At 67.9% G+C, this 11,850-nt stretch carries 10 protein-coding genes; 5 read left to right on the top strand and 5 right to left on the bottom strand.

Translation table 11 applies throughout. The features are described from left to right. The first annotated feature begins 21 nt into the window (after nucleotides 1-21). The 3 genes from NDI65_RS12285 to NDI65_RS12275 all read left to right on the top strand — a co-directional run bounded on the left by NDI65_RS12285 (nucleotide 22) and on the right by NDI65_RS12275 (nucleotide 2,758). Nucleotides 22-789: a helix-turn-helix domain-containing protein gene (locus NDI65_RS12285; protein ID WP_089779309.1), complete on the top strand. Its 768-nt coding sequence runs from the start codon at nucleotides 22-24 to the stop codon at nucleotides 787-789. A gap of 79 nt (nucleotides 790-868) precedes the next feature. Then, nucleotides 869-1,630, top strand: coding sequence for an MBL fold metallo-hydrolase (locus NDI65_RS12280; RefSeq protein WP_310893692.1), 762 nt, complete (start codon nucleotides 869-871; stop codon nucleotides 1,628-1,630). A gap of 219 nt (nucleotides 1,631-1,849) precedes the next feature. Further along, nucleotides 1,850-2,758, top strand: coding sequence for a serine/threonine-protein kinase RIO2 (locus tag NDI65_RS12275; protein WP_089779312.1), 909 nt, complete (start codon nucleotides 1,850-1,852; stop codon nucleotides 2,756-2,758). Nucleotides 2,759-2,885: 127 nt separating this feature from the next. Here the strand turns inward: NDI65_RS12275 and NDI65_RS12270 are convergent, their stop codons facing one another. Further along, the gene (locus tag NDI65_RS12270; protein ID WP_089779314.1) at nucleotides 2,886-3,554 is read right to left on the bottom strand and encodes a helix-turn-helix domain-containing protein; all 669 of its coding nucleotides are present in this window, start codon (nucleotides 3,552-3,554) and stop codon (nucleotides 2,886-2,888) included. Between the two features lie 519 nt (nucleotides 3,555-4,073). On the opposite strand from NDI65_RS12270, the gene NDI65_RS12265 reads away from it, so the two are divergent. Continuing rightward, entirely contained in the window at nucleotides 4,074-4,289 is a 216-nt protein-coding gene (locus tag NDI65_RS12265) for a DUF1328 domain-containing protein (RefSeq protein ID WP_209446888.1), read from the top strand. 25 nt (nucleotides 4,290-4,314) lie between these two features. Here the strand turns inward: NDI65_RS12265 and NDI65_RS12260 are convergent, their stop codons facing one another. The 3 genes from NDI65_RS12260 to NDI65_RS12250 all read right to left on the bottom strand — a co-directional run bounded on the left by NDI65_RS12260 (nucleotide 4,315) and on the right by NDI65_RS12250 (nucleotide 8,510). After that, on the bottom strand, nucleotides 4,315-5,154 hold the full coding sequence (locus tag NDI65_RS12260) for a YihY/virulence factor BrkB family protein (RefSeq protein WP_089779318.1): 840 nt from the start codon (nucleotides 5,152-5,154) through the stop codon (nucleotides 4,315-4,317). A gap of 99 nt (nucleotides 5,155-5,253) precedes the next feature. Then, complete coding sequence (locus NDI65_RS12255; RefSeq protein ID WP_187367421.1) at nucleotides 5,254-6,324, bottom strand: TrmB family transcriptional regulator sugar-binding domain-containing protein; 1,071 nt, start codon at nucleotides 6,322-6,324, stop codon at nucleotides 5,254-5,256. A gap of 5 nt (nucleotides 6,325-6,329) precedes the next feature. Continuing rightward, nucleotides 6,330-8,510 (bottom strand): alpha-amylase family glycosyl hydrolase, encoded by a 2,181-nt coding sequence (locus NDI65_RS12250; protein ID WP_089779940.1) that lies wholly within the window; start codon nucleotides 8,508-8,510, stop codon nucleotides 6,330-6,332. 104 nt (nucleotides 8,511-8,614) lie between these two features. On the opposite strand from NDI65_RS12250, the gene NDI65_RS12245 reads away from it, so the two are divergent. After that, the gene (locus NDI65_RS12245) at nucleotides 8,615-10,621 is read left to right on the top strand and encodes a glucan 1,4-alpha-glucosidase (RefSeq protein WP_089779321.1); all 2,007 of its coding nucleotides are present in this window, start codon (nucleotides 8,615-8,617) and stop codon (nucleotides 10,619-10,621) included. Nucleotides 10,622-10,688: 67 nt separating this feature from the next. Here the strand turns inward: NDI65_RS12245 and NDI65_RS12240 are convergent, their stop codons facing one another. Beyond that, on the bottom strand, nucleotides 10,689-11,822 hold the full coding sequence (locus NDI65_RS12240) for an ABC transporter ATP-binding protein (RefSeq protein ID WP_089779323.1): 1,134 nt from the start codon (nucleotides 11,820-11,822) through the stop codon (nucleotides 10,689-10,691). Between the last annotated feature and the right edge of the window lie 28 nt (nucleotides 11,823-11,850).

Genomic DNA, 11,850 nt, shown 5'->3' with positions numbered 1-11,850 from the left:
TCTGAGCGGAACTATCCCACAATGCGCGAGGTCGTGTTCACCGTCGAGTACGAACGAGGGGTCGACCCGTTGATGGACGCCTTCATCGAGCACCCCGATTTGTACGCGCGGTCGATGCAGGTACAAGCGACCAGCGAGGCAGTATGGGGCGTCGAGAAACTCGTCGGCACACCGTCCGGCCTCGACGAGTACGACGAGCGCCTCGAACGGGTCGCCCAAGATTCGAGTCTGGTTGGGATGTGCGGCGCACCGATCACCGAGTACAGGTGCGAGATTCTCTCGTCGAACCCGGAATCGCGGAAAATCTACTCGCTCCAGCGGGAAGGCGACGACCGACGGTCGATCCCAACCGCCGCCGCGAACCACCTCGGAGAGGGAGTGATACTGCGGTCGGAACGCCACCGCGACCAGTTCCGCTGGAACCTCCTCGTCGACGGCTCGCTCGGAGCCTTACACGACGAGGTTCGAGCGAATCTCCGGGACGGACTTTCGCTGACGGTCGAACGACTCGGCGAACCGCCCTGCCTGCTCGAAGACGGACGAACACAGAACGACCTTACGACAGCGCAAAAGACGGCACTGGAAGCCGCACTCACTCACGGCTACTACGAGGAACCCCGAGAGGCCTCGGTTAGCGAAATCGCCGAGGAAATCGGCGTGCCGAGTTCCACGCTCCAGTATCGACTCAACCGGGCCGAGGCGTGGCTCGCCGAACAGTTCGCCGCCGATTCGATGACGGTCGATATCGACACGTCCCTCGACCTCGGAGACGTTGAATTCATCGAGTAGTCGCCACCACACTCGACCCGAGGGAGTTGGAATATTTCAGAACAAATCGTAACCGGTCAACTCCCCAAGCAAGGTGCGTATGACAAGCGACTCCGAGATTCGCGTACGACTCGTGCGAAACGCGACGGTGCTTGCGACGGTCGATGACACCACGTTCCTCGTTGACCCCATGTTCACGCCGCAGGGCGAGATGCCGACGGTGACGGACAATCCGGCGGTGCCCGAGTTCCTCACGACGGCGAATCAGAAGCGAAATCCGTTGGTGCCGCTCCCGGACGTCGAACTCGACTACGACGCCGTGGTCGTCACGCATCGCCACCCCGACCACTGGGACGAGGCAGCCAGAGAGAAACTCGATTCGGACGTGCCGCTGTTCTGCCAACCAGAGGACGCAGACGCGTTCAGTGACGAGGGCTTCGCCGACGTGCGACCCGTCGAGGACGAGACGTCGTTCGACGGGGTGACGATTCACCGGACGCCGGGCCAGCACGGCCACGGCGAACTCGCCGAGGGGATGGGTCCGGTCTCCGGGTTCGTCTTCGAGGGCGAGAAATCGCTGTACATCGCCGGGGACACCATCTGGTACGACCCGGTAGCGGAAGCGCTCGACCGGTTCGAACCTGAGATGGTCGTCCTCAACGGTGGGGAAGCACAGTTCGACCAAGGCGAACCAATCACGATGGGTGTCGAGGACATCGCGGCCGTCCGGGAGGCCACGGATGCGACCGTGGCAGTTGTCCACATGGAAGCCATCAATCACTGTCTGCTCTCTCGTGAGGAACTGCGAGCGGAGACCGAGAACGTCCTCGTCCCCGAGGACGGTGAGCAGGTGTCTCTGTAACGGCAGTTTCGCGGACTACTAACGGTCCCGAGCGATAGGTAGACCACCTCTCCGTAGCAACTTCTCCGGTCAGTTCTGACGCGAGACGCCGACCGCCAGCACCATCTTCCGACACTCCGCGAGTCGCCACACCCGATTTCGTATCGTCACATGAGATTTATCGCGGGCGACGTTCGCCGACTCGCGGGCCTTTTACGCCTCGCCGACGGACGGACGTGCATGGTACGGAACGTCGCCGGCGTCATGGCCGAACTCGAACCCGAGGACTTCTATCTCCTCTCGGGCGTCGAGCAGGGCATGCGCTTCAGCGAGTGGGTCAACCGGGGGAAGCTCCCGAAGAACTCGGGGCTGACCGCCGAGGAGGTCGACTACCGCATCGACCGCTGTATGACCCGCGAGCTCGTCGAGCGCAAGACCATCCAGTACGAGGGGTACAAGCTCACGGTCGAGGGGTACGACGCGCTCGCCCTCCGGACGTTCGCCCAGCGAGACACCATCCAGGGGTTCGGCGCGCCGCTCGGCGTCGGCAAGGAAAGCGACGTGTTCGAGGTGCAGTCGTTCAAGCCGCTGGCGCTCAAGTTCCACCGCGAGGGGTACACCAACTTCCGCGAGGTGCGCCGCGAGCGCGACTACACCTCCGAGAACAACCACGTCTCGTGGCTCTACACCGCTCGCAAGGCGGCCGAACGCGAGTACGAGGCGCTCGAAACGCTGTTTCCGAAAGTGTCGGTCCCGCGTCCCGTCGACCACAACCGCCACGCAATCATCATGGCGAAGCTCGACGGCGTCGAACTCGCCAAGGCGAAACTCGAACCCGAGCAGGTGACGGGCGTCCTCGACTTGATTCTCTCCGAGATGGCCGACGCCTACGAAGCCGGCTACGTCCACGCCGACATGTCCGAGTACAACGTCGCGGTCGGCGAACAGGGTATCACGGTCTTCGACTGGCCGCAGGCCGTCCCGACCGACCACGACAACGCCCGCGAGCTCCTCGCGCGCGACGCGAAGAACATCGTCGGCTACTTCCGCCGCAAGTACCCCGCCGAGATGCCCGATGACGTCGACATCGACGCGCTGTCGGCCGCCATCGCCGAACACGAGTTCGAGAGCGTCACCGCCCACGCCTGACGGCCTTTCGCTCGACGACCCGGTTTCCACCCGTACGAGCGTCAGCTACCGGTCTCGACCGCTGGGAGACCGCTCGACGGGTGAAAATAAACCACATACTGCGATATGAAATTCGGGTTCCGGCGTCTCAGTCCCGGAAGTCGTCCGGGACCGACCCGATGAGCAGAGAGTCTTCGACGAGCGCATCTGTCCCCCGTCTGAGTCGCTCGGAGAGCGACTGGTGCGAGACGCCCATCTTGTCGGCCAGTTCGGAGAGCGAGACTCGTCGGGGGACTTCGAAGTAGCCCTCCTGCGCCGCCGTCACGAGCGCCTTGAACTGGCTTTCGGTGAGGCCGTACCGGCCGGCCGGTTCGGCGTCCATCTCTCGAATCGACTCGACTTCGAATCTCAGCCCGTGTTCCGCCGCGAAGTCGTGCGTTCGCGCGAAGTCGTCGCGAGCCGGGTAGAGTACGCGGAACTGCCACTCGTCGCCCCAGCCGTACGCGTCGAGAATCGTCGCGTGAGAGTTCGTTATCATCTGCAGGAGCAGGTGAACGTGGTCGACCCACGCCATCCGGTAGAGGAATTCGTCGTCGAACTCGGAGAGACAGGTGACTTCGTCGACTGACGGGTCTTCCCGCAGGGCGTCGTCGATGTCCGAGCGGTCGGCGTGACGAATCCACACCAGGGGCATCACGGTGTGTTCACCGCTTTCGATGATGCGTTCGCACTCGATTTCGACGTCCGGAAGCGCGGAGAGCGTGTGACCTAACGCGAATTCTTCGGACGGGATCGCTCCCCGTACGATAGTTGCCATAGCGGTGGATAGGCGAGCGTGGTACATTTGTCTGCGGGCGGCGCGCCCAGCGGGCGGCCCGGGGCACGCGCAAGCCCGCCGCTTACACCGCTTCGGATACTCGTTCAGAGCGTGATCGGACACCAACTGCTGGACTCGAAGTGGACGAAAGCGCTGAGCGCGGTGACCTCGGTCGTCGCGGGGGCCAGAGCGCTGACGAAGGGGCGAACCAAACGGGGAGTGCTATTGGTGGCTGCCGGAGCGTTCTCGCTCCGGTGGAGCAGCGCCGGATTCGCGGCGCAACTCGCCACCGAAGCGTTGAACCGCCGCTAAGTCGGCGTCGGCGAAGCACGCCCCGCGATGGACCGAGCCTTGCCAATGCAGGGACCGGCCTCATTGTGCGCGGGCGGCAATCACGACCGCGATGAGACACACAGTTCATGCCGACGAGACCGGAGACGCTCGCGCTCCGAAGCCGCCGAAACCCGTCGCACACGTGCGGGAGGTGAAACGCGGGGGGACGTCGCCCACCGCCGGTCGATGACGCTCGCGTCACTCGCGGCGCTCGGCATGCCCGCTTCCGCGCCGCTGCAGGCCGGCGGCGGCGGTCTCCTCTACTACGGTATCGTGTTTTTCGTACTCGCTATCGTCGCCGGACTCGCCGGCTTCCGAGGAGTCGCCGGGCTGTCGATGAAGGTCGCGCGTATCCTCGTCGTCGTCTTCCTCGTGCTGGCCATCGTCACGTTCCTGCTGTAGGGACGACCGAACACGTTTTTCGAGCCTAGGCGCCACCGTTAGCGTCGTCTGTCGCCTCGTCGCCGGGATACCAGTCGGCGTCGGCGTCGACCCGGTTCGCCAGCACCGCGTTGACGACGACGCCGAGGAGCAAGGCCAGCGAGCCGACGTACAGCCACGTCAGAACGAGCAGGACGCCGCCCGCGGCACCGTAGAGTTCGATGCTCTGGGAGACGCCGAAGTAGACGCGCAACACCTGTAGCGACGCCGTCCAGCCGAGCGCCGCGAGCGCGGCCCCCGGAACCGGTTCGAGCGGGGCGACGTCGACGCCCGGAAACAGCGCGTACATCGGAACGAAAAGCACGGTGAGCACCACCCACAGGAGAATCGGCGCGGCGACCGACCACAGCAGTTGTGTCACGCGGAAAGAGACGACGAGACCGACGGCGGCGATGACGCCGACGCCGACCGCGACCGTCGCCATGACGAGCGCGCTGTTGAGGAACCGCCTGAGCATCGAGACCTCTTTTCGCGCGCCGTACACCTCGCTGAAGACGCTGTCCATCCCCCGAAACAGCCGGAACGAACTCCAGAGGAAGATGCCGAGGGCGAGCGCCGCCGCGCGTAATCGCCCGGCCGACTGCCCGCTCACCTGTCTGAGCGTCGATTCGAACTGCGAGAGGTCGAGGCCGAGGAGCAGTTCGAACGTGGGGAGCAGGGACTCGACCCGGCCGTACGTCGTGACGAGGACGAAAAGCAGGAGCGCCAGCGGGACGAGCGAGTTGAACGCGTAGTACGCGAGACTCGCGGCCGTCACCGTGACGTTCTTCTCGCGGGTGACGGCGAGCGTCCGCGCGGCGAGGCGACGGGCTCCGTCGCGGTCCATGAGCGTCAAACGAGAGGCCCACGTAATAATTCGGTGGCGGGCCTGCGAACGCACCGCACGGCCGGCGGCGCTGGCGTCTCGGAAACGGGGGCGGTCGGTCTACTCGACGGCCGCGAACTCGACGGAGTCGGCCTCGAAGTCCTCGACGAACGCGCCCTGTCCGCCGACGCTGTAGGTCCCCTCGGCCGTCTCGATGACGAAGGCGTTCTCGACCGGGAAGGAGTTGTTCGCGGGTTCGAGGAGGCCCTGACGGATATCGACCACGCGGCCGCGGAGTTCGGTCGGGCCGTCGGTGTGGACCATCCGCCCGCGGACGGTCACGTCGAGGTCGATGCCCGCCCGGTCGCAGAGGGCGGCCTGCAGGACGGCGTGGCGGAAGTTGTGGTACGTCGCCGGGAGCGGGTCGGGGTCGGTCGTGTACGCCTCGGCGGCCATCGGCCAGTAGTTCCCGAAAAAGGAGCCGACGATGACCGGCCCGAGGTGGGGCTGTGCGAAGACGATGGCCTGCGACTCGGAGTTCGACCGGGCGACCATCTCGCCGGGGGAGATGAGTCCCGTCCGCGAGTCGACGGTGAGCATCGTGGGCATGAGTTCGTGCCAGACGCGGACGAGCGAGGCCGCGCCGTCAAGCGCGAGGTCGTCGTGCGGTTCGACGCCGCTGACGACGAGGGAGACGAGGACGCCGCGCTCGCGGGCGGCGCGGAGTTCGTCTTCGACCTCGCCGAGCACGTCGTAGGGGAGCGACAGCGTGATTTCGGAGTCGGCGCGGCCGACGAGCTCGGCGATGCGCTTGAGCACCGTCACGCGGGACTTGATGACCTCGAAGCGCTCTTCGTCGCGGGCGGTGGCCGTGTAGCGTTCCTCCAGCGCGGGGCGCATGGACTCGACGCTCTCGGAGAGCGATTCGATGACCTCCATCGGCGGCAGCGGCCGAATCGTGGTCGGCACGACGTGGTCGTTGATCTCCACGAACCCGCGCGATTCCAGTTCCTTGCTCACGCTGTAGACGTAGCGCTTGGAGACGCCCGCCGCGTCGGCGATCTGACTCGCCTTCGCCTCCCCGAGTTCGAGCAGGGTCAGATACGTGTCGACGACCTTCTCTGAGAGCCCGAACTGCTTCAGGAGGTCGGCGAGTTCCCGGTCGTCCATGGTCGGACTGTCATCGACCATGGTACTTAATGGCTCGACTCGCCGACGGCGCGGAGCACGACCGCGTCGGCGACGGTGACGCGGACGCCCCCGTCGTCCCCGACCGCGTCGTTCGCGCCGACTCGCTCGCCCGTCAGGAGGTCGGTCCCCTCGACGTCCGCGCCGAGTTCGACGGTCGTCGGCTCCCCGTCGAAGTTCAGGACGACCACGAATCGGTCGGTGCCGTCGTCGCGGGCGAACGCGACCACGCGGTCGGACTCGACGCCGCCGTCTCCGGCGGGAGCAACGCCGGCGGGGACGGGTTCGACGCCGCCGACGCGGAGTACCTCGTGGGCGTCGCGGAGGCGGGAGAGTCGCCGGTGGAAGCCCACGAGGTCGCTGTCGGCGTCGTACCAGCGCATCGTCCCGCGCTGGGTTTCGACGCCGGTCTCTTGGCCGTAGTAAATCATCGGCGCGCCGGGGAGCGTGAACGTCGCGGCCGCGGCCGCCCGAAGCGCGTCGTCGCCGACCGCGCTCCGGTAGCGCTCCTCGTCGTGGTTCTCGACGTACCGGAGTTGCACGGCGTCGTCGGGGAAGCCGTGCCAGCGGGCGTCGGCGACGGCGTCGAAGATGGCCGTCGCCGGTTTCTCGCCCGCGCCGACCTCGCGGAGCGCCCCGTACAGCGTCGTGTCGTAGTGGGCGTCGAACTCGGTTTCGTGGTACGCGGGGTCCCGCGGGATGGTCTCGTCGAGGAGCAGGAAGTCGGGGTCGTCGGCCTTCACCCGCTCGCGGACCTCCTTCCAGAAGCCGTGAGGGACGCCCCACGCCACGTCGCAGCGGAAGCCGTCGACGACGCCGGCCCACTCGGCGACCACGTCGAGCATCCACGACCGGACCGCGGGCGAGTCGTAGTTGAGGTTCGGGATGCGCGTCCAGTTGAAGTAGTGTTCCGCCGCGCCGGGGCCGCCCCAGTCGACGTCGGAGGGGTCCTCGCGCTCGGGGACGCGGGCGTAGTGGTCCTCGTAGCCGGGGACGCCGGTCGAGTGGAACTGGAAGGCCGGGTGGTCCCGCGACGTGTGGTTGATGACGAGGTCGAAGACGACGCGGATGCCGGCGTCGTGACAGCGGTCGACGAGCGCCTCGAAGTCCTCGCGCGAACCGAGGTCCGAGGCGGTCTCGAAGTAGTCGGTGACGTGGTAGCCGTGGGTCGTGTGGCTCTCCAGTATCGGCGTGAGCCACAGGCAGTCGACGCCGAGCGAGTCGAGGTAGGGGACGCGCCGGGCGAGTTCGTCGAACGTCGGGTCGGGCGTCTCGCCGGCGAACGACCGGACGAACACCTCGTAGACGGTCGCGTGGTGGGCCCACTCGGGCGCGTCGCCGGGGCGCGAGACGGCGAGGCCAGCGGGGCCGGAACCGGGTTCGCCGCCCGCGTCCCCGGAGTCCACGACCAGCGTGTCGAGAATCGAATGCCGGACGTACGGCCCCTCCGACTCGGTCGTCGTCTGGACCGCGACGGCGTGGACGCGGACCGGTTCCGACGAGTCGGACTCGCGGAGCGTCTCGACCGGCACGCGCAGGCTGTCGCCGTCGATCTCGCAGTCGCCCGGTTCGAGCGCGTCGCGGCCGTCGAACAGGAACTCGACGGCGAGCGTCGCCTCCGCGGCGTCGGGCGCGGGCTCCGCGTCCGCGACGACGACGAGTTCGTCTCCGTCTGCAACTTCCTGCGCGTCGAGTCGAACCCGCGGGCGGCCCGGTCCGGGAACCGCGACTTCGCCGCGGACCTGTTCCGCGAGGTCGTCGTTCGGGGCGAACCCGAACGGGTGCGTGCCCGGCGGGAGCGCCACGTCGAGGGCGTAGTCGTCGCCGGCGCGGCGCGGGCGGTCGCGGCCGACGAGGCGGTCGTTGAACGGGCCGATGACGGACACCTCGTCGGGCGACGCGGGTTCGAGGTCGGCCGCGGGGACCGTCATCGTCGCCGGGCGGCGGTCGTCGGGGAAGGCGCGAACGGTCTGTTCGTGGCGGTCGTCCGGCGCGTCGAGTTCGAGGCGGTACGTGCCGGGAACGTCGGGGTCGAGGTGGACGACCGGCCCGGAGCCGACCGCGACGGCGCTCTCGGCCGGCGCGTCGAGGACGCGCCACCGGTACGTTGCGTCTCGTTTCGGGGCTCTCGGAGCGAGTTCGACCGGACGACCGACCGTCGTGACTCGCGGCGGACCGGGGTGATGCATATCCACCCTCGGGGGAGGGGGACCCTTACCGTTTCGAAACGGCATGAAAGTTTGAAGGAACATTACACCAAGATTATTATCTGCAGGGGCCCCACGACTCAGCGATGCAACTACGCGACGCGCTGGCCGACTACAAGCGGCACGCAGACCACCCGACGCGGTTCCCGGGCGAGCGACGGACGACGAGCGGCCTGTTTTCGGGCCTCGGCAGCCGGTTGGTCCACGTCGAGACCGACGGCTCGCTCCGCGACTTCGGCTACCCGTTGTCCGGGCTCTGGGGCGTCGAGCGCTCCCGGTTCGGCGTCCGTCCCGTCGGCGACGAGGCCGGCGTCCACTGGTTCGACGAGGGCGCGAGCCAGTCGTACGCGGACGACGGCGCGCTCGTCGTCACCGACCACGAGACGCCCCACGGCGACGTGACCCAGTACGACCTCGCGGTCGGCGACGGCCACGTCAGTCGGTTCGAGACCGACGCCGACGTGGAACTCGTCGCGTTCGTCCACTTCCAGCCGGACGGCCGCGACACGCTCGTCGGGCAACTGACTCACGGCGACGCCGTCGAGGCGTACCACGCCGAGGAACACGACTTCCTCGCGTCGTCGCCCGCGTTCGACCACGTCGAGGGTCGGGTTCCCGAGGGCTTCGACGAACTGCTCTCGGAGGGCGAGGTCGAACTGCCGCGGCCCCGCACCGACGACTGCTACGAGGAGGGCCAACTGAGCGGCGCAATCGTCGGGACGGTCCCGTTCGAGGCGGGCGCGGCCGCGGTCGGCCACCTGCTCACCGACGACACCGAGACGGACCGCGAGGAGGCGCTCGAAACCGTCCGCGACCTCGTCGCGCGCGACCTCGACGACCTCCGCGAGCGCGCCGCTGGACAGGTCGAGGGCGCGGTTCCCGACCACCGCGAATCGGCCGCGATGCGAGATGACGTCCGCGTGCTCTCGCTGCTTTCGGGGGCGCTCGGCCTCCGCATCGCCGGCCCCGACTTCGACCCCTACTACGCCTACTCCGGCGGCTACGGCTACACGTGGTTCCGCGACGACGCCGAAATCTCGAAATTCCTCTTCGAGTCCGACGAGCGACTCGACCTCGGCCTCGATGCGTGGCACGAGCGGAGCGCCCGCGCCTACTGCCGCACCCAGCGCGAGGACGGCTCGTGGCCCCACCGCGTCTGGCCCTTCGACGGGTCGCTCGCGCCCGGCTGGGCGAACGCCCGCCTCGAATCCGGCGACGACGCCGACTATCAGGCCGACCAGACCGGGAGCGTCATCGCCTTCCTCGCGGCCTACCACGACCGCTGTGCCGACGACGACCTCCGCGCCGACATCGAGGGGACGCTGGCGCTCGCCCTCGACAGCCTCGACGACACCCTCGGCGACGACGGCCTCCCCGTGGACTGCCAGAACGCGTGGGAGAACATGACCGGCAGGTTCAGCCACACCGCGGCGACGTTCCTCGAAGCCTACGCCGAACTCGCGCTGTCTGACCTCGATTCGGCGCTGACCGACCGCGCCGCGGAGCGCGCCCGCGAGGTCTACGAGGGCATCGACCTCCTCTGGAGCGAGGGCCGCGGCTGTTACGCGCTCCGCGTCGCCGACGGCGGACTCGACGACCGCTACGACTCCGCCGCGCTCGCGCTCGCGTCGGCCCACCGGACCTACGACCGACTCGAACCCGTGGATAACGACCGACTGGACCGGCTCGTCCGCCACGTCGAGTCCGTCTTCGACGGGCTCTGGCACGACCCCGACGAGAGCGACGTGAAGGGACTCGTCCGCTTCGAGGGTGACGACTGGCGGACGCGCGAGCAGTCCTCGGAGAAGATTTGGACCGTCTCGACCGCGTGGGGCGCGAACGCCGGCGTCGAACTCGCCGCCCTGCTGGCCGCCCACGACGACGACCGGGCGGGGGCGTTCGCCGACGAGGGCCGGGCGCTCCTCGACCTCGTCCTGCCCGACGGCCCGCTGTGCACCGACGGGGGCTACCTCGCGGAGCAGTTCTTCGACGACGGCACGCCCGACAGCGCGACGCCGCTCGGCTGGCCGCACGCGCTCCGGCTGGCGACGCTGGCGACGCTCGACGTCGACGACGCGTTCGACGGGATGTAAGTCGGCGGCGGCGCGGCTGTCGAACGGCGAGGGGACCGAGAGAAAACGGCGAACTACTTCTTCACGACTACTGCGTCGGGGCCGCCCGCCGCTTCGATTCGCGGGAGAGGAGCGACTCGCCGGTCCGCGGGTGGAAGACGTGGAGGTCCGACTCGTCGAACGTGACGCCGACCGTCTCGCCCGTCTCGGGTTCGACGTCCGAGTCGACGCGGGCGATGAAGTCCGGGCCGATGTCGAGGTGGAGGTAGTTGTCCGAACCGATGGGCTCGACGACGCCGACGGTCGAGTCGACGACGTTCGCGCCTGACGAGGCCGTGCGTACGTCCTCAGGTCGGATGCCGACGCGGAGGTCGGTCGCGTCGGTGGCCTCGCGGAGCGTCGCCGAGAACGACTCGGACAGGCGGTACGAGAAGCCCCCGTCGCCGACGAGCGCGAGGCGGTCGCCCTCGCGTTCGACCGACACGTCGAGGAAGTTCATCGACGGCGAGCCGACGAAGCCGCCGACGAACTCGTTGGCGGGGTTCTCGTACACGTCCTTCGGGCGGCCGACCTGCTGGAGCTTCCCGTCGTTGAGGATGACGATTCTGTCGCCCATCGTCATCGCCTCCTCCTGGTCGTGGGTGACGTACAGCGAGGTGATTCCGAGTTCGTTCTGGAGGCGCTGAATCTCGGTCCGCATCGTGGTTCGGAGCTTCGCGTCGAGGTTCGAAAGCGGCTCGTCGAACAGGAACACGTCGGGTTCGCGGACGATGGCGCGGCCGAGCGCGACGCGCTGTTTCTGCCCGCCGGAAAGCTCGTCGGGCTTGTCGTCGAGGAGGTCCTCGATGCCCATCATCGACGCCGTCTCGCGGACGCGCTCGCGGCGCTCGTCCTTCGAGAGGTCGGTGCTCATCCGCAGGCCGAACGCCATGTTCTGCATGACGGTCTTGTGCGGGTACAGCGCGTAGTTCTGGAACACCATCGCCACGTCGCGCTTGCGGGCGTGCTGGTCCGTGACGTCCTCGCCGCCGATTCGAATCGCGCCGCCGGAGGGCGATTCGAGCCCCGCGACCATGCGGAGCGTCGTCGATTTCCCGCACCCCGAGGGGCCGACGACGGTGATGAACTCGCCGTCCTCGACGTCGAGCGAGAGGTCCTCGACGGCGACGACGCGACCCCGGTCGTACTCCTTGCGAAGCGCTTCGAGCGTGAGACGTGCCATTACTCCCCGTCTGTCCCCATCGTCCATA

This window comes from Haloferax sp. S2CR25 (assembly GCF_031624535.1).
In the GTDB taxonomy this organism is placed as follows: Archaea; Halobacteriota; Halobacteria; order Halobacteriales; family Haloferacaceae; genus Haloferax; species Haloferax massiliensis.
The sequence above is the reverse complement of the archived record's forward strand: the minus strand, read 5'-3'. Positions and strand labels throughout refer to the sequence as shown.